This window comes from Thermodesulfatator atlanticus DSM 21156 (genome assembly GCF_000421585.1).
Taxonomy (GTDB): domain Bacteria; phylum Desulfobacterota; class Thermodesulfobacteria; order Thermodesulfobacteriales; family Thermodesulfatatoraceae; genus Thermodesulfatator; species Thermodesulfatator atlanticus.
This window is the reverse complement of the sequence record NZ_ATXH01000022.1, coordinates 18,962-41,291: the sequence shown is the minus strand read 5'-3', so window position 1 is coordinate 41,291 and position 22,330 is coordinate 18,962. Positions and strand designations below refer to the sequence as shown.

The 22,330-nt window shown below is 46.8% G+C and carries 27 protein-coding genes and 1 tRNA gene; 13 read left to right on the top strand and 15 right to left on the bottom strand.

Annotation, left to right across the window (positions count from 1 at the left end; all coding sequences use genetic code 11):
• A partial coding sequence (locus H528_RS14135) for a DUF8196 domain-containing protein (RefSeq protein ID WP_084677697.1) occupies positions 1 to 600 on the top strand: 600 nt, incomplete at its 5' end.
• 56 nt (positions 601 to 656) lie between these two features.
• Positions 657 to 1,250 carry an RlmE family RNA methyltransferase gene (locus H528_RS0109110; protein WP_022854013.1) on the top strand — a complete coding sequence of 198 codons (594 nt, stop codon included), beginning with the start codon at positions 657 to 659 and terminating at the stop codon, positions 1,248 to 1,250.
• On the opposite strand, the gene H528_RS0109105 is transcribed toward H528_RS0109110, so the two are convergent.
• From H528_RS0109105 to H528_RS0109090, 4 genes are read right to left on the bottom strand one after another with little or no spacing between them, the layout of a single operon-like run.
• Complete coding sequence (locus H528_RS0109105; protein WP_022854012.1) at positions 1,240 to 2,322, bottom strand: M24 family metallopeptidase; 1,083 nt, start codon at positions 2,320 to 2,322, stop codon at positions 1,240 to 1,242. The two genes, H528_RS0109110 and H528_RS0109105, sit on opposite strands and share 11 nt — an antisense overlap.
• On the bottom strand, positions 2,297 to 3,493 hold the full coding sequence (gene coaBC, locus H528_RS0109100) for a bifunctional phosphopantothenoylcysteine decarboxylase/phosphopantothenate--cysteine ligase CoaBC (RefSeq protein ID WP_218969830.1): 1,197 nt from the start codon (positions 3,491 to 3,493) through the stop codon (positions 2,297 to 2,299). The genes H528_RS0109105 and coaBC overlap by 26 nt, the downstream gene beginning before the upstream one ends.
• 10 nt (positions 3,494 to 3,503) lie before the next feature.
• The gene (locus tag H528_RS0109095) at positions 3,504 to 3,944 is read right to left on the bottom strand and encodes a hypothetical protein (RefSeq protein WP_022854010.1); all 441 of its coding nucleotides are present in this window, start codon (positions 3,942 to 3,944) and stop codon (positions 3,504 to 3,506) included.
• A 58-nt stretch (positions 3,945 to 4,002) separates the two neighbouring features.
• Positions 4,003 to 6,318, bottom strand: coding sequence for an excinuclease ABC subunit UvrA (locus tag H528_RS0109090; RefSeq protein ID WP_033396472.1), 2,316 nt, complete (start codon positions 6,316 to 6,318; stop codon positions 4,003 to 4,005).
• A gap of 82 nt (positions 6,319 to 6,400) precedes the next feature.
• Between H528_RS0109090 and H528_RS0109085 the strand changes: the two genes are divergently transcribed.
• The 6 genes from H528_RS0109085 to H528_RS0109060 all read left to right on the top strand — a co-directional run bounded on the left by H528_RS0109085 (position 6,401) and on the right by H528_RS0109060 (position 10,743).
• Positions 6,401 to 7,261, top strand: coding sequence for a glycine--tRNA ligase subunit alpha (locus tag H528_RS0109085; protein WP_022854008.1), 861 nt, complete (start codon positions 6,401 to 6,403; stop codon positions 7,259 to 7,261).
• Positions 7,254 to 9,332, top strand: coding sequence for a glycine--tRNA ligase subunit beta (gene glyS / locus H528_RS0109080; protein ID WP_022854007.1), 2,079 nt, complete (start codon positions 7,254 to 7,256; stop codon positions 9,330 to 9,332). The genes H528_RS0109085 and glyS overlap by 8 nt, the downstream gene beginning before the upstream one ends.
• A 159-nt stretch (positions 9,333 to 9,491) precedes the next feature.
• Positions 9,492 to 9,719, top strand: a complete 228-nt coding sequence (gene relB / locus H528_RS0109075; protein ID WP_022854006.1) for a type II toxin-antitoxin system RelB family antitoxin — start codon at positions 9,492 to 9,494, stop codon at positions 9,717 to 9,719.
• A complete protein-coding gene (locus H528_RS0109070) occupies positions 9,703 to 9,975 on the top strand; it encodes a type II toxin-antitoxin system RelE family toxin (RefSeq protein ID WP_022854005.1) in 273 nt (90 codons plus the stop codon). The genes relB and H528_RS0109070 overlap by 17 nt, the downstream gene beginning before the upstream one ends.
• 142 nt (positions 9,976 to 10,117) lie before the next feature.
• On the top strand, positions 10,118 to 10,342 hold the full coding sequence (locus tag H528_RS0109065; RefSeq protein WP_022854004.1) for a hypothetical protein: 225 nt from the start codon (positions 10,118 to 10,120) through the stop codon (positions 10,340 to 10,342).
• Positions 10,342 to 10,743: a type II toxin-antitoxin system death-on-curing family toxin gene (locus tag H528_RS0109060; RefSeq protein ID WP_022854003.1), complete on the top strand. Its 402-nt coding sequence runs from the start codon at positions 10,342 to 10,344 to the stop codon at positions 10,741 to 10,743. The genes H528_RS0109065 and H528_RS0109060 overlap by 1 nt, the downstream gene beginning before the upstream one ends.
• On the opposite strand, the gene H528_RS0109055 is transcribed toward H528_RS0109060, so the two are convergent.
• The 4 genes from H528_RS0109055 to H528_RS0109040 are packed head-to-tail and all read right to left on the bottom strand — an operon-like array spanning position 10,733 to position 12,909.
• Positions 10,733 to 11,194: a hypothetical protein gene (locus H528_RS0109055; protein WP_022854002.1), complete on the bottom strand. Its 462-nt coding sequence runs from the start codon at positions 11,192 to 11,194 to the stop codon at positions 10,733 to 10,735. The two genes, H528_RS0109060 and H528_RS0109055, sit on opposite strands and share 11 nt — an antisense overlap.
• Before the next feature lie 14 nt (positions 11,195 to 11,208).
• Positions 11,209 to 11,940, bottom strand: a complete 732-nt coding sequence (cobB, locus tag H528_RS13340) for a Sir2 family NAD+-dependent deacetylase (protein ID WP_022854001.1) — start codon at positions 11,938 to 11,940, stop codon at positions 11,209 to 11,211.
• Positions 11,937 to 12,623, bottom strand: coding sequence for a haloacid dehalogenase type II (locus H528_RS0109045; RefSeq protein WP_022854000.1), 687 nt, complete (start codon positions 12,621 to 12,623; stop codon positions 11,937 to 11,939). Before H528_RS0109045 ends, cobB begins: the two co-directional genes overlap by 4 nt.
• On the bottom strand, positions 12,613 to 12,909 hold the full coding sequence (locus H528_RS0109040) for a hypothetical protein (RefSeq protein WP_022853999.1): 297 nt from the start codon (positions 12,907 to 12,909) through the stop codon (positions 12,613 to 12,615). The genes H528_RS0109045 and H528_RS0109040 overlap by 11 nt, the downstream gene beginning before the upstream one ends.
• An 82-nt stretch (positions 12,910 to 12,991) precedes the next feature.
• Between H528_RS0109040 and H528_RS0109035 the strand changes: the two genes are divergently transcribed.
• The 5 genes from H528_RS0109035 (at position 12,992) to H528_RS0109015 (ending at position 16,639) form a co-directional block, all read left to right on the top strand.
• Positions 12,992 to 13,759 (top strand): MBL fold metallo-hydrolase, encoded by a 768-nt coding sequence (locus tag H528_RS0109035; protein ID WP_022853998.1) that lies wholly within the window; start codon positions 12,992 to 12,994, stop codon positions 13,757 to 13,759.
• A 370-nt stretch (positions 13,760 to 14,129) separates the two neighbouring features.
• Positions 14,130 to 14,366, top strand: a complete 237-nt coding sequence (locus tag H528_RS0109030; RefSeq protein ID WP_022853997.1) for an AbrB/MazE/SpoVT family DNA-binding domain-containing protein — start codon at positions 14,130 to 14,132, stop codon at positions 14,364 to 14,366.
• On the top strand, positions 14,353 to 14,745 hold the full coding sequence (locus tag H528_RS0109025) for a type II toxin-antitoxin system VapC family toxin (protein WP_022853996.1): 393 nt from the start codon (positions 14,353 to 14,355) through the stop codon (positions 14,743 to 14,745). The genes H528_RS0109030 and H528_RS0109025 overlap by 14 nt, the downstream gene beginning before the upstream one ends.
• A 140-nt stretch (positions 14,746 to 14,885) precedes the next feature.
• Positions 14,886 to 14,959 (top strand) — tRNA-Arg (locus tag H528_RS0109020).
• Positions 14,960 to 15,043: 84 nt separating this feature from the next.
• Positions 15,044 to 16,639, top strand: a complete 1,596-nt coding sequence (locus H528_RS0109015; RefSeq protein WP_022853995.1) for an imidazole glycerol phosphate synthase HisHF — start codon at positions 15,044 to 15,046, stop codon at positions 16,637 to 16,639.
• Here H528_RS0109015 and H528_RS0109010 read toward each other — a convergent pair.
• From H528_RS0109010 to H528_RS0108980, 7 genes are read right to left on the bottom strand one after another with little or no spacing between them, the layout of a single operon-like run.
• Complete coding sequence (locus tag H528_RS0109010; RefSeq protein ID WP_022853994.1) at positions 16,636 to 17,385, bottom strand: dihydroorotate dehydrogenase electron transfer subunit; 750 nt, start codon at positions 17,383 to 17,385, stop codon at positions 16,636 to 16,638. The genes H528_RS0109015 and H528_RS0109010 overlap by 4 nt on opposite strands.
• Positions 17,382 to 17,906, bottom strand: a complete 525-nt coding sequence (locus H528_RS0109005; RefSeq protein ID WP_022853993.1) for a YeeE/YedE thiosulfate transporter family protein — start codon at positions 17,904 to 17,906, stop codon at positions 17,382 to 17,384. The genes H528_RS0109010 and H528_RS0109005 overlap by 4 nt, the downstream gene beginning before the upstream one ends.
• Position 17,907: 1 nt before the next feature.
• Positions 17,908 to 18,438, bottom strand: a complete 531-nt coding sequence (locus H528_RS0109000) for a YeeE/YedE thiosulfate transporter family protein (RefSeq protein ID WP_022853992.1) — start codon at positions 18,436 to 18,438, stop codon at positions 17,908 to 17,910.
• Between the two features lie 9 nt (positions 18,439 to 18,447).
• Complete coding sequence (locus tag H528_RS0108995) at positions 18,448 to 19,494, bottom strand: hypothetical protein (protein ID WP_022853991.1); 1,047 nt, start codon at positions 19,492 to 19,494, stop codon at positions 18,448 to 18,450.
• A 59-nt stretch (positions 19,495 to 19,553) separates the two neighbouring features.
• Positions 19,554 to 20,189 carry an RsmG family class I SAM-dependent methyltransferase gene (locus H528_RS0108990; RefSeq protein ID WP_022853990.1) on the bottom strand — a complete coding sequence of 212 codons (636 nt, stop codon included), beginning with the start codon at positions 20,187 to 20,189 and terminating at the stop codon, positions 19,554 to 19,556.
• Positions 20,179 to 21,852 (bottom strand): CTP synthase, encoded by a 1,674-nt coding sequence (locus H528_RS0108985; protein ID WP_022853989.1) that lies wholly within the window; start codon positions 21,850 to 21,852, stop codon positions 20,179 to 20,181. Before H528_RS0108985 ends, H528_RS0108990 begins: the two co-directional genes overlap by 11 nt.
• The gene (locus tag H528_RS0108980) at positions 21,824 to 22,252 is read right to left on the bottom strand and encodes a hypothetical protein (RefSeq protein WP_028845881.1); all 429 of its coding nucleotides are present in this window, start codon (positions 22,250 to 22,252) and stop codon (positions 21,824 to 21,826) included. The genes H528_RS0108985 and H528_RS0108980 overlap by 29 nt, the downstream gene beginning before the upstream one ends.
• Positions 22,253 to 22,330 lie beyond the last annotated feature (78 nt).

Below are 22,330 nucleotides of genomic sequence, written 5' to 3'. Positions count from 1 at the left end.
GAATTCCAGACTGAGATGAAAGAAATGCGCGAAGAATTCCGGGCTGAGATGAAAGAGATGCGCGAAGAATTCCGGGCTGAGATGAAAGAAATGCGCGAAGAATTCCAGACTGAATTGAAAGAGATGCGTGATGAATTTCAAACTGAGATGAAAAAAATGCGCCAAAAATGGGGTGAGATTGCAGAGCGAATGGGCACCCTTGCAGAAGATATTTTTGCTCCTGGAGTTCCTTATCTGGTAGAATCTTTTGGATACACCATAAGCAAACGCATGCTTGATGTAGGATACAAAAAAGCAGGAAAATTTCGCCAGTACGACGCTATCGTGGTGGCAGAAGATGAAAAGGGCCAAGAATTAATATTTGCCGCCGAAGTAAAAAGCCAGGCACGCAGTGAAGATTTCAATCAGCTAAAAAACGCCTTAGAAGACTTGATGTTTTTTGAGCCAGCATACCGGGAAAAGAAAATTATTCCAGTTCTTGCAGCTTTTCGTATCCCTGAAGACTTAATAAACCTTGCCAACAAGCGGGGTGTGCTTTTGGTGCGCATGGGAGGGGAATACTTAGAACCCCTTAATCCTGAAATAGTTAAGAACACCTAAAAGCTGGTAAGCCTGTAGGACCAATTTTAAATCTGTGCTATTTGGGGATAGCCTCTATGCCTTATAAACCCCGTGATTACTATGCCAAAAAAGCCAAGCAGGAAAAATATCCCGCCCGCTCTGTTTACAAACTCCAAGAAGCAGACAAAAAATACCGCCTGCTTAAACGCGGCCAGATAATCCTTGACCTTGGAGCTGCGCCTGGCTCCTGGAGCAAATATGCCCTTCAAAAGGTAGGTAAAACCGGAAAAGTCGTGGGCGTTGACTTAAGCCCGGTAAAAATCACCGCCCCGAATTTTGTCTTCCTCCAAAAAGACATTTTTGAAATTGGACCAGAAGAAATTCTCAAGGCTACAGAAACCGAAGCCTTTGACGCGGTATTAAGCGACATGGCCCCTAAAACCACAGGCGACCGCTCAGGAGACCACTTTCGCTCTATAAACCTTGCTGAAAGAGCCCTTGAAATTGCTGAAAAAACCCTTAAAACCGGGGGAGTTTTTTTCGTCAAAGTTTTTGAAGGAGAGGCCTTTCCGCGTTTTGTTGAGGAAGTAAAAAAAAGGCTCGGACCAGTCAAAAGATTCCGCCCAAAGAGCACCCGTTCAGAAAGCCGCGAAATTTTCGTCTTAGCCCGCAAAGAAGTTAAAAACTAAGAAATCCAAGGGAATTTAAACGTTTAAAGCCCTGCTTAGTTATCACGACCATATCTTCCAGGCGCACCCCGCCCCATTCGGGAAAATAAAGCCCGGGCTCAACGGTAACTACCTGGTTTGGCCTCAAATGGCGGCGGGAGCGAAAAGAAAGGGTAGGGGCTTCGTGGATGGCGAGCCCTACGCCATGGCCCAAAGAATGCCAAAAGTTTTTATCAACGCCTTCTTTTTTAAATACCTCCCTGGCAGCAAGGTCAGGAAGAGCCCCTTTTACCCCGGCTCTTATCTGAGCCTCGGCGGCCTCTTTGGCTTTCTTAACCAGGGAATAGACCTTTATAAAACGCTCATCGGGCTCCCCTACCCAAAAAGTACGGGTGATGTCAGAACAGTAGCCCTGCCACTTAACTCCCATGTCGATGATAAGGGGCTCGTGAAGGGCTAGCTTTTTGTCTGATGGCTCCGCATGAGGCCGAGCAGCATTCCTTCCACTTGCCACGATAGGCGGAAAAGACGGCCCTTCTGCCTTCAAATGGCTCAACATAATGATCCTGGCAGCGATTTCTTTCTCAGAAACCCCCGGCCGAATTTCTTTGGCAACGACAGCCAAAATCTCTTCTGCAATGCGAAGAGATTCCTGAATGAGTTTTATCTCGTGTTCGTCTTTTACCGCACGGAGCTTTTCTACTAAAGGCCTGGCCTCAACGATTTCACAGGAAAGTTTTTTTTCCATAAGTCTAAAAGAGGAAAGAGAAACATACGATGGCTCAACCAGAAGCTTTTTTACCCCGAGTAAAGGGAGAAGCTTTTCAAGCTCAGCAACAAGGCCTTTGCGATAAATACAGGGCTCAAAAAGAGGCGCACATTCTTTGGCTTCTTCCTGATAGCGGGGATCTGTGAGCAAAAAAGCTTCTTTGCTGGTTATCAAAAGTGCCCCTGAACTCTCCGTAAGGCTAACATCACTAGGGGAAAAACCTGAAAGATAGCGCCTGTTTTCCGGACAGGTGATGAGGATGGCATCCGCCAGGCGTGCCAGGGAAAGCCTTAACCTCTTAAGCCTTTGCTGATAAAATTTCACCAAGCTGCTCCTTTAACGCATCAAGTATCTGCCAGGCTATCTTCTCTTTCGGGGCCAGGGGAAGCTTAAGCTCTTTACCATTGGCAAAAAAGAGAAAAACTTCGTTCGTCTCGGTTTCAAAACCGGTTTCACAACGAGTAATGTCGTTAGCAACGATTAAATCGAGGTGTTTGGCCTTTAACTTACGCCTGGCTTCTTCAGGCAGTTTTTCTCCTTCTTCTGCTGCAAAGCCTACAACTACCTGGCCCGGGCGCTTCTTAGCGGAAACTTCTGCCAAAATGTCAGGGGTCTTTTTGAGGGTGAACACGAGTTCTTTTTCCTTCTTTTTGAGTTTTCCTGAAAAGGTTTTCACAGGGGTGTAATCAGCCACGGCAGCAGCCATAACTAAGATATCAACTCCGGGAAAAAGCTCATTTACCACCTGATACATCTCCTGCGCGGTTTCAACAGGCCTTTGGGATAAATAAGAGGGGATTTTTACCGAAAGCGGCCCGTGCACAAGCATGACCTCTGCTCCGCGTAGCCAAAACGCCTTGGCAAGGGCAAGCCCCATCTTCCCTGAAGAGCGGTTTGAGATAAAACGCACCGCATCAATGGGCTCCCGGGTAGGACCTGCAGTTATCAAAACCTTTTTGCCTTGATAATCAGCAGGCGCAAGGAGCCGTGCTAAAAAATCGGCGATTAGTTCTGGCTCAGGGAGCCGCCCTGGGCCGACATCACCACAGGCAAGTTCCCCCCCGCACGGCGCCAAAACCTCGTAGCTCCAGGAACGGAGCTTGGCAATATTTTCTTTTACCGCAGGGTGCTCCCACATGTTTACATTCATAGCAGGGCAAAGCAGCACCGGGGCTTTGGTAGCCATGATGGTTGCCACAAGAATGCTCTGGGCATCACCAGAAGTAAGAGAGGCCAGGAAAGAAGCAGTAGCAGGCGCAACTACCACCGCTTCAGCAAACCGGGCTAACTCGGTATGGGGGATGAAACCTCCCTGAGGCTTTAAAAAATCGGCCTGAGTAAAGACTTTTTCCTGGGAGAGGGCCTCAAAGGTAAGGGGAGAAATAAAAGCCTCTGCGCCTTCTGTGAGGATAACCCGCACATTGGCGCCTACTTTTTGTAAAAGCCTTAAGAGGGCTGCGGCCTTATAAGCCGCAATCCCTCCAGTTACTCCCAACAGAATCCTTTTATTGGTAAGAAACATCTTCTAAGGTTTCGCTTGCCCAGATTTGGGCTTCGGTGGTCATGGGATGATCAACGATATAGACCATGCAAAAACCGTTAGCGCGTTTAAAAGTGAGCAAAATATTTTTGTAGTAGATGCTTCCGGTGAGTTCCCAACCACGAGAAGCTAGCTGGTCTTTAAAAAAGCGTTCAAGAGAGCGGGCCTTAACCCGACCTTTTAACACCAAAACCCCGCCTATGTAATTCTTGGTGCGGACAATCATAGTCTTTTCCTGATCAACGCTCATATCTCTTGGGGCGACTATGTTAGGGAATTCCGTTCCCGTATAAAGAGGACGCTGAACCTGAGGGGTAGTTTTGGGCCTTTCTTGCCCTGGGAGAGTACAACTTGCCACCAAAAAAAGCACCACTAACAAAACGCCTAACTTGGGCCAGTTCTTCATAGCTAAACCTCCTTGTTTTATTTAGGCTAAAGAATAACATCTTTTCGGCAAAGAAAAATCAGCTTTCTATAAACGACCGATATTTGTCAAAATACCTGGCAAAATGATCTCTCCTGGAAAGCCAATCGTTAGGACTGCCGGAAAAGATGACTTCCCCTTCTGAAAGTTCCCATAACTCGTCTGCAAGGAGCACAAAAGCGGGATGATTATCAGCCACCACGATGGAATAGCCCTCTGCCATTAAACGTTCAAATAGAATGAGAAGCTTTTCCACGTCTTTTAAATGAAGCCCAACGGTAGGCACATCAAAAAGAAGAAGCTTGCTTTTTTCGCGCTTAAGAAGGAGCCTGGCAAGTCTTAAGCGCTGACGCTCACCCCCAGAAAGACTTGCAAGCTCTTGGCCAAGAATCAAGTAGCCAAGCCCAACTTCAGCAAGTAAAGAAAGCCTTTCTACCAAGGATGGCACTCTGGCAAAAAAAGAAAATGCTTCGTCAACAGTGAGCGACAAAACTTCGTGGATGTTTAACCCACGGTACCTTATTTCAAGCACATCGCGTCTGAATCTGGTTCCCAGGCATTCTTCACAAACAGCCCACAGGGAAGGAAGGTAAGGAATTTTTACTTCATATTTTCCCTGCCCTTTGCACAAAGGGCAGCGCCCCTCTTTGGCAAAAAAACTAAAATGCGAGGGCTTAAGCCCTCTGGCGCGGGCTTCTTTGGTGGCTGCGAAAAGCTCTCTTAACGGGCGCAAAGCCTCGATATAGCTTGCTACAATGCTTTCTCTTCCCCGGGCCTCTGCAGGCGTAATAAAATTTGCTAAAGGGCTCCTGGCAAGTTCCTTAAGAAGAGATGTTTTCCCTGCCCCTGAAGGTCCACAAAGGCAGGTAAGCCCGCCTTGTATAATTTTTTTTCCACAAACCTCCAGGTATTTCTTGGCCGCTATTTTTCTGCGCGAAAGTCTTTTCTTGCCAGAAAGAAAACTCCCGGTGGGAAGCTCTGCTCGCCTTGCGAGTTCTTCAGGAGGGCCGACAAAAAGAATTTCTCCGCCTTCTTTACCAGCCCCTGGCCCCATCTCCACCACCACATCCGCCGCGGTTATAAAAAAGGGATCATGTTCCACTAAAATCACGGTATTGCCCTGAGCGACAAGCTCCCGGAAAAGAAAAAGAAGCCTTTCTTTTTCAAAAGGCGAAAGACCCACCCCAGGCTCGTCAAATACATAAAGGCAACCAGAGAGCCTTTCTCCAAAAAACGCAGCGACCCTTAGGCGCTGAAGCTCGCCCAAAGAAAGCCTGGTAGCAGGACGGAAAAGTTCAAGATGCTCCAGGCCTAAATCAAGAAGTGCACGCAGCCGCGGGGCAATTTCGGTAAAAAGCCCTTCAAAAACCCGGGCCTTTTGCCCTGAAAACGAACACTGGGACAAAAAGCTATCCAGTTCTGCAAGAGGCCTTTGGCAAAGCTCAACGAAGTTTTTTCCATTAACAAAAACATTTTGCGCTTCTTTTTTGAGGCGAGCGCCCTGGCAAATCGGACAAATTTGACCTTCTTTTTCTCCCAAACCTTTGCAATGGGGACAGGCACCAAGCGGATGATTAAAAGAAAAAGACTCAGGCCGAATTTCCGGAATACGTGCCCCACAAAACGGACAAAGTTCCCCCCGAGTTAGCCTAAGTTCTTTTTCCCCTTTAAAGGCCTTTAACCAGATAAGCCCACGTGTCAGGGAAAGCCCAAGACGTAAAGCCTCTTCAAGGCGACTTTTAGCGTCTTCTTTAAGCACCAGGCGATCCACCAGCACCGCAAGCTCCCTCAGATCCTGAGGAAGTCCTTCTTCTGTAGTGTCTATCAAACGGCCGGAAACATAAAACCGAAAAAAACCCTGAGAGGTAAGATAAGAAACAGCTTCTTTGCCAACATTGAAAAGCGGCGCAAGCACAAGAAGCTTTTCATTCTCTGGGAAAAAAGAAAAAATGTCATCAAGCATTTCCTGTAGCGTAAAGCTCGCCACCATTTGGCCACAGGATTCACAGCGAAAGCTTCCTAGCTCCGCAAAAAGCACCCGCAAAAAATTCAAAATCCCGCTAAGGGTGCCCACGGTGGAGCGCGGCGAAGGCGTAGGAACCTTTTGAGGAAGTCCCACTGCAGGGGGAAGACCCTCTGCCGCGTCAAGGGGCGGAGCTTCCCCAAAAAAGGCCTGGGGTTCAGAGACCTTGAGCATGGAAAGATAGCGCCTGCGCGCTTCCTGGCAGATGGTATCAAAGGCCAGACTTGACTTGCCAGAACCAGAAACCCCGGTAACACAAATAAGAGCCCTTTCCGGTAGCTCAAGGGATACGTTTTTTAAGTTGTGAATCTTGGCCCCTTTTATGCGCATCATGTTCTATGTTTTAAGATAAACCCCTTGAGAAATCAAAGGGTTGCGTCTAAGCTTTGTGCCAAGACGTAAGCGGAGGCGGAAAATGTATTTTCAGGACGTAATCAAAACCCTTAACAAGTTCTGGGCAGAAAAGGGTTGCCTTATCCTGCAACCTTATGACATGGAAGTAGGCGCGGGGACTTTCCATCCAGCCACTTTTCTGCGTTCTCTGGGGCCTGAGCCCTGGAAGGCAGCCTACGTACAACCCTCCCGCCGCCCTACAGACGGCCGCTATGGAGAAAACCCAAACCGCCTGCAGCACTACTATCAGTATCAGGTGGTCATTAAACCTTCGCCAGACAATATTCAGGAGCTCTACCTTCAAAGCCTTGAGGCCTTTGGCCTTGATCTTCGTAACCACGACGTGCGCTTTGTAGAAGACGACTGGGAGTCCCCTACCCTGGGAGCATGGGGCCTTGGCTGGGAAGTCTGGCTTGATGGCATGGAAATCACCCAGTTCACCTATTTCCAGCAGGTGGGAGGCTTTGACTGCTACCCGGTAACCGTGGAAATAACCTACGGCCTTGAACGGCTAACCATGTATCTCCAGGGCGTTGACAACGTCTTTGAACTTGCCTGGAATGAACATGTTAAATACGGCGAAGTGCATCACCGCGGTGAGGTGGAATATTCCATCTACAATTTCGAAGCCGCAGATGTAGACATGCTGCGTAATCTTTTCGATGCCTGGGAAAAAGAAGGATTTCGCATCCTGGACGAAGGCCTGGCGCTACCTGGCTATGATTGTTGCATAAAATGCTCGCATATTTTCAATCTCCTTGATGCCCGCAAGGCCCTTTCTGTGGCAGAGCGCACCACGTACATCGCAAGAGTGCGGGCCCTTGCCAAAAAATCTGCTGAAGTTTGGCTTAAAAATCCCCTAAAAGGTGAGCAAAATGGCTAAAGATTTGCTTTTTGAAATTGGCACCGAAGAGCTTCCGGCAAGGTTTATAGACCCTGCTCTCAAGGCCTTAAAAGACCTGGCCAAAGCTGAGTTTGAAAGGCTCTCCCTTTCTTTTGGGGGTATAAAAACCCTTGGCACCCCCCGGCGGCTTACCCTTTACGTGGCTGAACTTTCTGACAAACAGCCAGATAGAACCGAAGAAATCATGGGACCCCCTAAACAAGCTGCCTTTGACCAAGAAGGAAACCCTACCAAAGCAGCCCTTGGTTTTGCTCAGAAACAGGGAGTTTCCGTAGAAGAACTCAAAATAAAGCAAACGCCCAAAGGCGAATACGTATACGTGCAGAAAAAAGTTCCCGGAGAAGAAACCATCAAGCTCTTGCCCAAGGTGCTGGAAAAGCTTGTGACAGAGCTTCCTTTTCCCAAGACCATGCGTTGGGGGGCTTATCGTTTGCGTTTTGCAAGACCCATTCGCTGGTTTTTAGCTCTTTATGGAAAGCAAATTGTCCCCTTTGAGATAGCAGGACTTAAGGCTAGCAACGTCACCTATGGACATAGGTTCATGGCGCCCAACCCTATTGAAATCGAAGATTTTGTGGGCTATGTGCGTAAGCTCCGTGAGGCCTTTGTCATTGTTGAGCCAGAAGAAAGACTTGCGCGCACCAAAGACGAAATAACCGACGCAGCCCTTGATGTTTCCGCAAAAGTGCTGGAAGATGTCGAACTTCTTCACGAAAATGCCAACCTAATAGAGTTCCCCTATGCCACCCTGGGAAGCTTTGACGAAAAGTTTTTGGCACTACCAAGGCCGGTGCTCATCACTGCTATGAGGGAACACCAGCGATATTTTGCCGTGGTGAACGAAAAAGGCGAACTCCTTCCCCATTTCATCGCAGTAAACAACACCAGGCCCGAAGACCCTTCGCTTCTTAAGGCAGGGCATGAAAGAGTTCTTCGCGCACGCCTTGAAGACGCAAGTTTTTACTTTGAACGCGACAAAAAAATCCCGCTGGAAGAACGAGTGAAAGAACTTGCCCACGTGGGATATCATGCTGAACTTGGAAGTCTTTACGACAAAACTAAGCGCATGGAAGCGCTTTCTGCCTGGCTCGCCCGGGAGTTTGCTCCAGACAAAGTCGAACTTGCTTTAAGGGCTGCCCACCTTGCCAAGGCGGACCTCGTAACCGAACTTGTCCAGGAATTTTCAAGCCTGCAGGGAATCATGGGCAAGGAATACGCCCTTCTTTCAGGAGAACCTGAAGAAGTAGCCCAGGCCATCTACGAACACTACCTGCCAACTACTTCAGGCGGAGAGCTTCCCCAAAGCATTTTGGGAGCTATCGTAGCCCTAGCAGATAAAATGGACACCCTTTGTGCGTTTTTTGGAATTGGAGAAAAACCAACGGGCGCCACAGATCCCTTTGGCCTGCGCCGTGCAGCTTACGGTATCATCGAAATAATCCTTGATAAGGAACTTCACCTATCTCTTTCTGCATTCATAAACGAAGCCCTTAAGCTGCTTGAGGAAAAATTAAAACTCCCCAGGGAAGAGATTCACCAAGAAGTTAAGCAGTTCATAGGAAAACGCTTTGAAGGGAGCCTTGCTGCGCGAGGTTTTCGCGAGGACATTATCAAGGCGGTCATGGCTACTGGTTTTGACGACCTGGTAGATGCCCTCAATAGGGCTTCTGCCCTTAAAAAAGTCTATGAAAGTAAGGACTTTCCTGAACTTGCCGTGGCTTTTAAGCGTGTCATGAACATGGTGAAAAAGTTAGACTCCCGCCTTCCTTTTCAGGAAAAATTCCTGGTAGAAGAGGCCGAACAAAAACTCTACGAAAGCTACCTTGCGGTAAAAGAAGAAACCATGCCGCTTATTGAAGCCGGCAAATACGAAGAAGCCTTGCGCGGGTTTATCAAGCTCAAGGAGCCCATAGACTTCTTTTTTGACAAAGTCTTCGTGATGGTTGAGGATGAGGCCCTGAAAAACAACAGGCTTGGCCTTCTTCAGCGCATTGCTGAGCTATTTCTCTCAGTGGCTGACCTCTCCCATCTTCGCGAGGAGGCGGGATAAGGGTTTTTTAACAGGAAAAAATAACCAGATTGCTTCATAAGTTTATGTGTATTATTTTGAATACAAAGCATACAACGCACAACCGTAAGGGATCCCATAGCAAACCTTAAAAGTGTTTTGTAAAGGTCTCAAAAACTACAAAGGACGGAGGCAGTTAAAATGCCCATTACGGTGCGTCTTCCTAGAGAGGTAGAGGAAAGGATTGATCGGCTAGCCAGGCTTACAGGGCGCACCAAGAGTTATTATTTGAGGGAGCTGATCCTGAAAGGGCTTGATGACCTTGAGGATTACTATCTTGCGGCTGAAGTTTTAGAAAAGATAAAGAAAGGCGAAGAGCCGACTTTCTCTTTAGACAAAGCGGAGAAAGAACTTGGGCTGGAAGATTGAAATTTCCCGTTCGGCTCTGAAAGTTTTGAAAAGACTTGATCCCCAGGAAGCAAAACGCATCAGGGATTTTCTGAGAAATCTCAAAGAGTTAAAAGATCCCCGCCTTAAAGGAAAACCTTTGAAGGGACCTTTAGGAGAATTTTGGCGTTATCGTGTGGGAGACTATCGTATCATTTGTGATATCCAAGATGATAGATTAGTGGTACTCGTGTTGAGAATAGGCCACCGACGAGAAATATACCGTTTTAATAGTTGAACATAAATATTTCAGGTAAAGCTTAAGGTGAATTCCTCTCAGTGGCTGACCTCTCCCATCTTCGCGAGGAGGCGGGATAAAATTTGACACTTGAATTAAAATCAATATCTTTATGTTTAAATAAAAGAAGTAGGGACAAAAAATGTTAAGATTAAGCAAAAAAGGGAAAGAATTAGTGCTTGTAATGGATGATGATCTAGCAAAGAAGCTTCAAATTGATATTGATACCCCTTTTGATATTTTTACAGACGGAGAAGTTATCATTATTCATCCTATTCGAGATACTTCTCGTCAACAAAAATTCGAAAAAGCTTTAGAAAAAATTAACCAAAAATACGCCCGCGCCCTCAAACACCTAGCTGAATAATGACTTATTACTTCCTAACACTTGGTGAAGTATTACGTATCCATTCTGATCAAATAAAAAGATATGGAGGGGCACCAGGTCTCCGTGACTTAAATCTCTTGAAGTCCGCTATAGAGGTACCAAAAGCAGGGTTTGGTAAAAAACTATTCCATGAAGACATATTCGACATGGCTGCGGCGTACATTTTCCACATTATCAAAAATCATCCCTTTGTGGACGGGAATAAAAGAACAGGAGTTGTTTGTGCCTTAGTTTTTTTGGAAATGCACGGAATAGAAATTGATATGAACGAAGATGATTTAGTAGATTTGGCTTTAAAGGTAGCGGAAGGGAAAATCGAGAAAACAACAATTAGAACTATTTTGCAAAAACACGCGGTAACAAATTCTCTCAGTGGCTGACCTCTCCCATCTTCGCGAGGAGGCGGGATAAAACAAACTGGATGTACTTGCGGAGATCTGGACCAAATTTGTCAAGATCTGTTTCGGTTTCCTGGGAAATTTCTTTGCGCAGGAGCTCAAGCCCGCTGCGAAAGTAAGTTATAAAATAGTCGTATTCTGCCTCAGTGGGCTCTCTTTCTAAAAAATCCTCAAGGATGATGCGCCCAAGGGCCAGAAAAATCTCGCGCTCTAAGTCTTCGGCCTCCTCAGGAGATATTTTTTTATAGGTGGAAGAAGATGCTAATAAAAGCGTTTGAGAAAAGCCAATAAGTGCGTCTTGATATTGCTCGCGGGTAAGGGTTACCCCTTTTTCTTGCATCATTTTGGCAAATTTTTCCACAAGAAGATAAGCCTCTTCCCAGATTTCCCGGGCAAGTGTTTCTGGAGAGGCTTTAAATGCGTTTTTTTCCATCAAATTTTCCTATATCAAGGACTTTTTTCTGTGTCAAAACTTATCTTAGTTTGTAAGAGTTTTTCTACAAAGGTTGGGACAATTTTGGTTGCTGGTCCATAATGATGCTCATGGAAATAATCCGCCATGGCAGATGGCTCAAGGTTTAACTCCACACAATAAGCCCCAGCTTTTCGGGCCACCACCACAAAACCTGCAGCAGGATAAACCGTACCTGAAGTGCCTATAGCGACGAATAAATCGCATTCATTAAGGGCGCTATAAATTTTTTCTAAAAAAAGAGGCGTCTCGCCAAACCAGACCACATGGGGCCTTAGGCCACCTGATTTCCCACAGGAAGGACAAGGATTATCCACAAAGATATCGCCTTCTTCCCGAAAAATAGCTCCGCAATGTTCACAGCGGACTTTTAAAAGCTCACCATGCATGTGGATTAAATTTTTGCTGCCAGCCCGCTCGTGAAGGTCATCAACGTTTTGGGTAACCAAAAGCACCTTCCCTGGGTATTCCTTTTCAAGGCGCGCCAGGGCAAAATGGGCCGCATTGGGCTCAACTTTGAGCAAATCTTTTTTGCGCTTGTTATAAAAATCAAGCACAAAAGCGGGATTTTTGCGAAAAGCTTGAGGGGTCGCTACATCTTCAAGGCGATACTTTTCCCAGAGCCCGCCCTTGTCACGAAAGGTCTGTATCCCTGATTCAGCAGAAATTCCAGCCCCAGTCAAAATAACAATGTTTTTTGGTCTCATAAAAGCCCCTTTAACAATTCTGGAATTTCTGCAAGGCTAGAAACAGTATAATCAGGAAACGCCTCAGCCTTGGGTGTGGCCCCAAAAGTATCACGCCCAGGGCGTCTTACCCAGCAGGTTGTCCAGCCTCTTTGGCGTGCGGGAGCTACGTCGTGAAAAAGGCTTTGGGCCACGTGAAAGATCTCCTGGGGTGCAGAGGAAAATTTCTTTTCTGCCAGAGCAAAAATTTCAGGATATGGCTTGTAGCACCTAGCCTCATAGGCGGTTACCAATTCATCAAAAGAAGCCCCTATCTGCTCAAGGCTTTTTTCAAGCAAATCAGGGTCGATGTTTGAAATAATCGCGATTTTGAATCCCTGAGACTTTAGGCTTAAAAGGGCGGCTTTTACCTCGGGAAAAGGCTTCCAAGAAGGCAGCGTTCGCCAAAACAATTCTTTCATTTCCTTAGTGACCGTAAGGCCAAATGTTTGAAACATGCCCTGGGCAACTTCTTCAAGCACCAGACGATAAGGCTTCCAGGTCTTTTCTGCAAGACTCTCAAGCCTGGCATAAAGGCGCAGAATTTCTCTCTCGGTAGGTGAACTTTGGAGCATGGCAAGATAGGGACTTAGCGCAGAAATTATCCCTTTTTCCCAGTCGATCAAGGTGCCGTAACAATCAAAGCTTACCCACTTAAAGCGCATGAAATTTTATTTCCTCCAGGTCGTCTTGATAGCATAGGATTACTTCTAGGCCGAAATTTTCTAGCTCTTCCACTAAAAAATCCACCTCTGCTACCCTTATGGGACTTCCTTCAGAGTGCGCCGGAATCTTAACTAAAATCCTTGGTGGATAAACACTTACCACCTCTGCCTCTATGCGAAAGCCTGGCGGAAGCCCTTTTAAAGACTCCCGAAAAAACTTCTGAGTTAAAAGACGTAGATCTTTTTCGGTACGGGCTTTTTGAAAACGTTTTTGCCACTCATTCACTCTTTAAGTGTGGGGCAAAATCTTTTAATACGCAAGCTTTACAACAAAGTTTTTAAAACTTAATTTCCCATAAGGAGCAGCCATGGCCACGATAAAAATCCTTGGCACAGCTGGAGCTAGATTCGTTGTTGCCAAGCAACTGCGTTCTTCTGCAGGCACCTATATTGAACATGACGGCACTCGTATTGTGCTTGATCCAGGCCCTGGCACCCTGGTGGCCATGGCCAAACAAAAACCCCGTTTGGCAGTAGAAAAACTATCTGGCATAATCCTTACCCACGCCCATCTTGACCACTCAAACGACGTAAACATTTTGATCGACGGCCTAACCGAAGGAGGGCTGAAACGCCGTGGTGTTCTTTTTGCCCCGCGGGAATGCCTGCAAGGCGAAAGCGCCGTGGTTTTAAAATACCTGCGGCCTTATCTCAAAGAGATAAGAATCCTTGAAGCAGAAAAAGAATACAAACTGGGGAACATCCCGTTCCGGACTTCCTGCCGGCATTACCACACCGCAGAAACTTACGGCCTTGTCTTTAAGTTTGGCAAAAAACAGGTCGGCTTTTTGGTAGATACTTTGTTCTTCCCAGGGCTTTTGAAGTCCTATGAGGGCTGTGACATCCTGATTTTAAATGTGGTGCGCTACAAGCCACATCCCTCACCAAATGTACAACATTTGTGTCTAAGAGACGCAGAAGAAATCCTGAGCAAACTAAGGCCTGAGAAAGCCATCCTCACACATTTCGGCATGACTATGCTTCAGGCAAGGCCCAACCAGGTAGCATCAAAACTTTCCCGCAAGCTCAGGCTTGACGTGGTAGCAGCCTACGACGGCATGAGTATTGAGGTATGATTATCGACAAGGTGTCCTCGCAAGGCGACTTGTACGCCCGTGCGATCTCATGGGATTGCTTCGGCACGTCGTGTCTTGCAATGACCATGAAAAAGAACTCTCGCTCGCAATGATCCTAACATTGGTCATCGCGAGGCAAGCGAAAGCTTGCCGTGGCGATCCCTGCCCGAATACAGTGAGGGAGCTAGATTGCTTCGCTCACTACGTTCGCTCGCAATGACGGATCAAAACGGCGCTCGCAATGGGTGTCAACGGCACTGCCGAAGGCCTTATAGCAAAATAACTTCTAGGAACTAGGCGCTGATTTACGCTTGACATGGACGAGGAAAGGATAAAAAATAAAAGTAATGATTTTAATCAGGAGTAAGTCATGGAAGCCCTAGCAAAGATTACTTCTAAGGGACAGGTTACCATTCCCAAGAAAATGCGGGAGCTTCTGGGAACGAATGTGGTGCGTTTTAGGGTTGAGAAGGGAAAAATTATCCTTGAACCGGTGAGGGATGTGGGGGGGATATTCAAAAAATATGTCAAAAAGCCTCTTTATCATGAGAAAGAGCGCGAAATCGCCTGGCAAAAAGTAGCGGATGAGTACCGTGACCTTCCCTGATACCAACGTCATTTTACGCTACCTTTTGGCTGATGTTGAGGAACAGTACCAAGAAATTCGGCCTTTCTTTGAAGCCTTGAAACAAGGCCATCAGAAAGCCGTTATTCTCTCGGAAGTTTTGCTGGAGACCTTTTATGTTCTCACCAAGACCTACGGTGTTCCTGCCATAGAAGCCGCGGAAGCGCTGAAAGATCTCCTGCTTTATAAAGGCGTAGTCAACCGAAATAAGAAGCTATTGCTCGAAGCCTTTAATCTCTTTCTTGAAGCTAAAGGGCTCAGTTTGCTCGATTGTTTCCTGTGCATAAAAGCACGAAAACAGAAAGGACAACTTTTGACCTTTGACCAACGGTTGCAACAGAGATGTCTTCAATTCGAATAATCGAATAATAAGAACTTTGAAATATTCGCCAACAATCTCTTTGGAGCAAAGAGAACGGACCCTTCCTGGTAAAAGATCTTTTGGCGAAAAGCAAACTAATTGCATAAATCCATTTCGGTTGTTATTTTTTAGGTGTCTTTGCCCCCGTAGCTCAGGCGGATAGAGCACGAGATTCCTAATCTCGGTGTCGCAGGTTCGAGTCCTGCCGGGGGCATGTTTTAAAATCCCTCTTGGAGACCTTTGCCCTCTTGTTTCTTACTTCGTAAAAGTTTAAGTTTAGCCCCCAAAGGAGGGCATTATGGTCACGCTTTTAGATTACGGCGCAGGGAACGTAAGAAGCGTAGTTAACGCCATTGAAAGACTGGGATATCAAGTAAAATTCGTTAAATCTCCTGAAGACATCCTCACTGCAGAAAAGTTAGTATTCCCCGGGGTTGGAAATTTTTCCTCCCTTATCGAAACCCTTCGCAAAAAAGAATATTTTGAACCGCTAAGAAGATATCTTCAGGAAAATAGGCCATTTTTGGGTATTTGCCTTGGGCTTCAGGCCTTGTTTGAAAAATCTGAAGAAGCCCCAGGAGTCTCAGGCCTTGGGGTCTTTAAGGGATATGTTAAGCGTTTTGACCCCGGGCTTTCTGTGCCACACATTGGCTGGAACGGCATAAAAGTAAAAAAGCCTTCAAAACTCTTTTATGGCTTAACCGGAGAAGAAAAGTTTTATTTCGTGCACTCATACCACGTGGTACCTGAAGAACACGATATTATCCTCTGCACCACGGATTATGGCTACGAGTTCGTAAGTGCCATCAAAAAGGGAAATATCTTGGCAACCCAGTTTCATCCTGAAAAAAGCGGCCAGGCAGGCTTAAAGATACTTAAAAACTTCCTTGCTGATAATGTCGAAGAGGTTATCCCTGAAAACTGCCCCTCAAAGACAAGGCTTGCCAAGCGCATTGTGGCCTGCCTTGACGTGCGCACCAATGACGAAGGTGATCTTGTTGTTACTAAAGGTGACCAGTACGACGTGCGTGAAGCTGGCCGGGTGCGTAATCTGGGTAAACCCGTTGACCTTGCCAGGCGTTATTACACCGAAGGGGCAGACGAAATAACCTTTCTCAACATTACCGGCTTTCGCGATTTTCCCTTAAAAGACCTGCCCATGCTAGAGGTGCTTAAGCTTACCTCGCAAAACGTTTTTGTCCCTTTGACCATAGGTGGTGGTATCAGGGACTTTATGGACCGTGACGGACGCTTTTACTCTGCCCTTGAAGTGGCTGCTGCCTATTTCCGCTCAGGAGCAGATAAAGTCTCCATTGGAAGTGACGCCGTGCTAATTGTTGAAGATTACTTGCGCACCGGAAAAGCCACTGGCAAGAGCTCAATCGAAACAATTTCAAAAGTTTACGGGGCCCAGGCCGTGGTAATCTCTATTGATCCCCGCAGGGTCTATGTGGATTCGCCTTCCAAGACCAACCACCCGGTTATTGAAACGGAAATCCCCGGGCCAAATGGTGAAAAATATTGCTGGTTTCAATGCACCATCAAAGGCGGCCGGGAAGGACGAGATGTAGATGCCATCACTCTTGCCCAGGTTTGTGAAAAACTTGGGGCCGGAGAGATACTTCTTAACAGTATTGACCGCGATGGCACTAACCTTGGCTTTGATATTGAGCTGATAAAGACTGTTAAAGAAGCTGTCTCTATCCCGGTGATTGCTTCAAGTGGTGCAGGATCCCCAGAACATTTCTACGAAGTCTTCACTAAAACAGACGTAGAAGCCGCCCTTGCCGCAGGGATTTTTCACCGTAAAGAAGTCTCTATTGAAGAAGTAAAGAAATACTTAAAAGACCGCGGAGTTGAAATAAGACCTGTTTTTAAAGAAGAGCTCCTTTAAAAAACAGCCTCTGCCGGCACCACCGGGCCTTCGCTGCATACGTGCAAAAAGCCTTTTTCTTTGCGCGCCACTGTGCAGCCAAGGCACATGCCCAGACCACAGGCCATGTGAGCTTCAAGGGACACATACGCCTTGGTATTAAAGTGCCGGGCAACTTCTGCTACCGCAGAAAGCATCGGCATGGGCCCGCAGGCATAGACGATTCCCTTACCATCCTGAGAAAGATAGGTTTGAAGAAGGTCGGTTACCAAGCCTTTTGCGCCTTTTGAGCCGTCTTCAGTAGAAATTTTTAGGGGAATGTTTAAGCTTTCGAACTCTTCAAGGCAAAGCAGGTCTCCCTCTCCCCGGGCACCATAAAAAAGTACGACCTTGCGCCCGACTTCCAAAAGCCTTTTGGCGAAAAAAAGAAAAGGCGCTATGCCAATTCCCCCAGCTACTAAAAGTGCAGGGGCATTTTCTTCAACAGGAAATCCCCGCCCAAGCGGCCCCAAAACTTCGATTAAATCCCCTGGCTTTTTTTGGGCAAGAAGCGTTGTCCCCCTTCCACGAACCTGGAAAAGAATTTTCAAAAGGCCAGGGGCTGCGTCATGGATAGAAAAGGGCCTGGCAAGTAGAGGATCAAAGGCTGGCCAGGCCCTTAACATCACAAACTGCCCCGGCTGGGCAGGGGCAAGGTCTCCTGCCAGGGTGAGCAACACATAGCCAGGGGCTATTTCTTCTTTAGCTTTAACCAAAAACGGCTTCATAGGTCTTTTTTCTCAAGAAAATAACAAAATCCTACTAACATAGCGGCAAAAACTAGTGCTGCCAAAAGGGGATGTACAGAAAGCAACTCAGGAATACGCACCTTTCCCATGGCTCCTATCCCATAAACATGGGCTTTCCACCAATCATAAGTATGAGCAAAGGCTATCGCCCCACATATTCCCCCTAAAATACCAAAAAAGGCGTCAATAGCACCTTCAGCCAAAGCTCCCGTGGATGTCCCCGGACAATACCCCAAAAGCGCCCAACCTAGGCCGAAAATAATCCCGCCAATAAAATTAGCCATGGCGTAAGTTGGCTTGACAGCGTAAGAAATAACTCCAAACTGAGCCAGAAGGTTAACCCCTATGGTGCCAACGGTAACCGCTGCCAAAAGGTATTTGAGCACGGTGAAGTCTTTCAAAAGCAAAAGACCAACTTGCTTGTTAAAGCGAATGATGCGCGTGCGCTGAAAGATATATCCCCAGACTATCCCGGCTACTAATCCCATGAAAAGTTCCATGTTATCCCCTCCGCTTCCTGTAAAGAATTAAAGCCAGAGGAATTCCCCCTGCGAAAAACCCGGCTATACTTATAAAACTCGACAGAGAAAGTTGGGACATCCCCGAAAGTCCATGCCCACTTGGGCACCCCCCGGTAAGCCTTGCCCCATAGACCAGGAGGAAACCTCCGATAAAGGCCATAAAAGCGCGCAGGGCTGGTTTGTCGCCAAAGGCAGCACGAAAGCGTTCATGGGTCATGCGCACGCGAAATTCGTTATTTTTAACAGCAGCAGCAAAAGCCCCCAAAGGCACCCCAACAAACACCAGCACCAACTTCCAATCAACCTTTGGCTTGTATTTTTGGTAATAGGAAAGGGTCTTAACCGCATCGGGATTTACGGCATTTTCCACCAAAGACGCCACCCGGACAAAGGCCGTCGAAGCCCCTAAGAATTTGGTCTTACCAAGAAGATAAGTAGTTGCAAGAACCCAGGTTATTAACAAAAGTCCTGTTAAAACCCCGCCAAAGTACGGGGACCAACCATTTCTCATAAACTCCTCCTAGAAAAATTTCTTTATTGCCTGGGCCACTTGTTCAGGCGGTGTGATAATTAGTTCCGCCCCCAGTTGCCTTTGCAAGAAATAATCATCAGTGCGGTAATTTTCATATAAATTTTGTCGGGTAATCAAACGCATGTGGGCGTAAAAATAAGGCGGATTCTCCAAAAGTGCAGGCAAAAACAGGGTAAAATTGAAAGTTCCATAGCCAAGGGCGTTATATCCTTTCAAAACAGCACTAACCCCACGGGCAAGATCCCAGATGTCTTCGGTGGTAATCTCAAAAAGGCCGCGAGCTCCTTCGATAACGGCAAGGACTTCATTGCCCCCTAAAGGGGCAAAACTGGTAATGAAAACTACCCGGCCGTACTGCCCGATAAATCGTTTTCCTTCTTCTTTTTCCGTGGCGCACAGTTCTTCCCAAAAATTCTTACCGTGGCGCAAAAAATACGCCTGGCTTTTTTTAAGAAGCTCGTTTTGCCTGGGAAAGGCTTCTTTATTTGCCACTGCCTGAAAATGAGGATGCACCAAGCTTGCTCCTGCGGGAAGCAGGTAATTAGCACAAAGGAGCCCAAAATTAAGCCCAGGGTCTTTTTCTGCGATAAGGCGCAAAAATTCTATGCCAAGCGAAAGCCCATCTGCCAAAATCTCAGGTGAAAATTCGTCTATTTTGCGAAAATGGGCCTCACCCACGGCAATAACAGCGTGTCTTGGGGCGGTAGGGAAAAGATTCGGAAAAAGGGTGCACTCTCCTTTGACAAGCCGGCCTTCTTCTAAAAAATCTTCAGGATACTTGGGAGTTATCTCCCGCACCTTAGGCGGGCACATAAAACAATTTTCTTTGCTCGCTTCGGCAAGCTTTTTTACTAACTCCCAATCCTGGGCCCCAAAAAAGAGACGGGCTTTATCTTCAAGGGCAGGGTTAAACACTGCAAAATGATCAAGCAAGGGATCAAACCTTACCTCTACCTCCTGAGGCTCGGGCATAAAATTGTTAAGAGGATTATGAAAGGTCTTGATGTGTTTTTCTGAACGGAATATTACCGCCATGGCCCCCTCCTATAAGGCTTTTGTTTTAATATGGGGTTTTGTGCTACCCAAGGCAATAGCTAAGCTTGCCAAAAAAGAAGCTCAAGGGGCTTTCCTGGGAAAGGCAGCCTTCGCACCAAACGAAGGGGTAAGTCGTTGGTTGGCCAGGGTTCCACGTCTTTGCGCCAGAGATAATAGGCCTCTTTTGCCTGGCACAAATGCGCTGCGTGTGTCACAAATTTGGCCACACTTCCGTAGCCACGCCCTATGGCCACCGGGACTTTGAGGCTAAAAGATTCAAACCCAAGGTGACATTTAAGGGCATAGGCTTTTTCAAGCCCAAGTTTCTGGATAAGCTCGCGCATAAAGGCCACCCGCGGAGCATAGGCTTCCACCAGGTAAACCGTAAGGTCAGGGCGTGCAATTTTTACGATAAACCCAGGAAATCCTGCCCCGGTGCCAAGATCAGCACATATAGCCTTCTCGGGTAAATGGCCTGCCAAAAAAAGGGCATCAAGCACAGGGCCTTCTATCAAGTCGCGTCGAGTTTTGGCAGCAGTGAGTTTTAAAGAAGCTGCCTGGGCTTGAAAAGCAGAAAGATAAATTTTTAAAGGTGCCCAAAATTTGTCTAAATCAAAAGGCAAAGCAAGCTCTTTAATCCTTGTGGCAAGAATTGTTCTGGCTTCGTCCCAGGTCAAATCTTCCCTAGGATTCATTTGCTTGGCCAGATTTTTTAAGAGCCGCATTCACAAAGGAAACGAACAAAGGATGCGGATCCATAGGCTTTGACTTAAACTCCGGATGAAACTGGCACCCCAGAAACCAAGGGTGAAGTTCTCTTGGCAACTCAATTATTTCAACCAGCTCATTATCCGGCGAGACCCCGCTAATTACCAGGCCTTTTTCCGTTAAAATATCACGATACTCGTTGTTAAATTCGTAACGATGGCGATGGCGTTCAAAGATTTCGTCTTTTTGATAGGCTTCTTTGGCAATGGTTCCGTCTATCAAGCGGCAGGGATAGGCCCCAAGACGCATGGTCCCGCCTTTTTCGGTGGTTTCATCGCGCACTTCCACCCGCTGCGTGCGATAATTAAACCACTCACGCATAAGGTAAATGACAGGATGAGGAGTCTCGGGGTTGAATTCTGTGGAATCCGCCTGGGCAAGCCCGGCCACGTGTCTTGCAAACTCAATTACCGAAAGCTGCATACCTAGACAAATACCGAAATACGGAAGCTTATTTTCTCTTGCGTGCTTAATAGCAAGAATTTTTCCTTCGATTCCACGTGAGCCAAAACCTCCTGGGACCAAAACAGCATGCACTCCGTTGAGAAGCTCTGCTATGTTTTCTTGGGTAATTTCTTCTGAATCGATATAGCGGATATTTACTTTGGTGCGCGAAGGAATCCCCCCATGGACCAGGGCTTCATGTAAGGACTTATAGGAGTCTTTGAGATGAACATATTTACCCACCACTGCGATGGTAACCTCGTGCTTTGGGTTTTTAAGGCGCCAGACCAGCTCTTCCCAGGCTGTTAAGCGCGGCTCACGGGTCCAGATATTGAGAAGTTCGATTATTTTTTCGTCAAGCTTTTCTTTGTGGAAAATAAGAGGAATCTCATAGATACACTCTACGTCTTTGGCCGTGATAACCGCGTCTTCATCCACGTTACAAAAAAGCGCGATCTTTTTCTTGACCTCAGGGGGCAAAAAGCGCTCGGTGCGACAAAGCAAGATATCAGGCTGGATACCTATGGCGCGCAATTCTTTAACACTGTGTTGTGTGGGCTTGGTTTTCAGTTCGCCAGCGGTTTTTATGTAGGGAACATAAGTAAGGTGGATGTAAAGGGTGTTTTCCCGGCCAAGGTCATAACGCAACTGCCTGATGGCCTCAAGAAAAGGCAGTCCTTCAATGTCTCCCACCGTACCGCCAATTTCGATAATGGCGATATCAACATCGCTTCCTGCAAGCTGAAGAATAGAGGCCTTTATTTCATCGGTGATATGGGGGATAATTTGAACCGTACCCCCGAGATAATCCCCTCGGCGTTCTTTCATTATGACCGAATAATAGATTTTTCCTGAGGTGAAGTTGTTTTTCTGCCCCATCTTGGCCGAAGTAAAGCGCTCATAGTGGCCGAGATCCAGGTCTGTTTCCGTGCCATCGTCGGTTACGTAAACCTCGCCATGCTGAAAGGGGTTCATGGTGCCGGGATCAACGTTGATGTAAGGGTCAAGTTTCTGAAGGGTCACGGTAAGGCCACGGGCCTCAAGAAGGGTTCCAATGGCAGCCGCAGCAAGGCCTTTGCCAAGGGAGGACAAAACACCACCTGTAACAAAGATGAACTTAGTGTGCAGTTTGTGTTTGCGCGCCATTTTTTGCTCCTTTGGGACTAGTCAAATTGACCTCTGCCAAAATACGCCCTGAAATTGCCGAACGCAATTGGATTTTTTTAAGTTTTTCAAAAGATAGGTTGGTCGGCAAGCTATAAACAAAAGTGGCCCCAGAGAAGCGGCCCAGTTCTCGTCCTATTCCTTCTTTATCAAACAGGATCACGATAGTCTTTTCAGGGGGAGCGTCTTTAAGCCTGATAACAAGCACCTGGGAGCCATCACCTCGTTTTTTAAAAATGGCCTCACCAGCAATGCCGTTTAAAGGAGCGATGGGAAATCTAGCCAATTCAACTGTTTGGGACCGCTGGGCCCGCAAGGAGATAAAGTAAAGAATTACTACCAAAAACAAAAAATAGATAAGAGTTCGCGAAATGCCTCTCACGTCATCTCAATATAACAAACTTTTGCCACTTACGAGAAGGCAATTTTTCGCCTGTCCCCATATCGAATCAAGTCTTTA

Excerpts from the sequence above, each read along its gene's own strand:
- H528_RS0109110 (WP_022854013.1), top strand. The coding sequence starts at position 657 with ATGCCTTATAAACCCCGTGATTACTATGCCAAAAAAGCCAAGCAGGAA.
- H528_RS0109095 (WP_022854010.1), bottom strand. The coding sequence starts at position 3,944 with ATGAAGAACTGGCCCAAGTTAGGCGTTTTGTTAGTGGTGCTTTTTTTG.
- H528_RS0109090 (WP_033396472.1), bottom strand. The coding sequence starts at position 6,318 with ATGATGCGCATAAAAGGGGCCAAGATTCACAACTTAAAAAACGTATCC.
- H528_RS0109085 (WP_022854008.1), top strand. The coding sequence starts at position 6,401 with ATGTATTTTCAGGACGTAATCAAAACCCTTAACAAGTTCTGGGCAGAA.
- glyS (WP_022854007.1), top strand. The coding sequence starts at position 7,254 with ATGGCTAAAGATTTGCTTTTTGAAATTGGCACCGAAGAGCTTCCGGCA.
- relB (WP_022854006.1), top strand. The coding sequence starts at position 9,492 with ATGCCCATTACGGTGCGTCTTCCTAGAGAGGTAGAGGAAAGGATTGAT.
- H528_RS0109065 (WP_022854004.1), top strand. The coding sequence starts at position 10,118 with ATGTTAAGATTAAGCAAAAAAGGGAAAGAATTAGTGCTTGTAATGGAT.
- H528_RS0109060 (WP_022854003.1), top strand. The coding sequence starts at position 10,342 with ATGACTTATTACTTCCTAACACTTGGTGAAGTATTACGTATCCATTCT.
- H528_RS0109055 (WP_022854002.1), bottom strand. The coding sequence starts at position 11,194 with ATGGAAAAAAACGCATTTAAAGCCTCTCCAGAAACACTTGCCCGGGAA.
- cobB (WP_022854001.1), bottom strand. The coding sequence starts at position 11,940 with ATGAGACCAAAAAACATTGTTATTTTGACTGGGGCTGGAATTTCTGCT.
- H528_RS0109045 (WP_022854000.1), bottom strand. The coding sequence starts at position 12,623 with ATGCGCTTTAAGTGGGTAAGCTTTGATTGTTACGGCACCTTGATCGAC.
- H528_RS0109035 (WP_022853998.1), top strand. The coding sequence starts at position 12,992 with ATGGCCACGATAAAAATCCTTGGCACAGCTGGAGCTAGATTCGTTGTT.
- H528_RS0109030 (WP_022853997.1), top strand. The coding sequence starts at position 14,130 with ATGGAAGCCCTAGCAAAGATTACTTCTAAGGGACAGGTTACCATTCCC.
- H528_RS0109015 (WP_022853995.1), top strand. The coding sequence starts at position 15,044 with ATGGTCACGCTTTTAGATTACGGCGCAGGGAACGTAAGAAGCGTAGTT.
- H528_RS0109010 (WP_022853994.1), bottom strand. The coding sequence starts at position 17,385 with ATGAAGCCGTTTTTGGTTAAAGCTAAAGAAGAAATAGCCCCTGGCTAT.
- H528_RS0109005 (WP_022853993.1), bottom strand. The coding sequence starts at position 17,906 with ATGGAACTTTTCATGGGATTAGTAGCCGGGATAGTCTGGGGATATATC.
- H528_RS0109000 (WP_022853992.1), bottom strand. The coding sequence starts at position 18,438 with ATGAGAAATGGTTGGTCCCCGTACTTTGGCGGGGTTTTAACAGGACTT.
- H528_RS0108995 (WP_022853991.1), bottom strand. The coding sequence starts at position 19,494 with ATGGCGGTAATATTCCGTTCAGAAAAACACATCAAGACCTTTCATAAT.
- H528_RS0108990 (WP_022853990.1), bottom strand. The coding sequence starts at position 20,189 with ATGAATCCTAGGGAAGATTTGACCTGGGACGAAGCCAGAACAATTCTT.
- H528_RS0108985 (WP_022853989.1), bottom strand. The coding sequence starts at position 21,852 with ATGGCGCGCAAACACAAACTGCACACTAAGTTCATCTTTGTTACAGGT.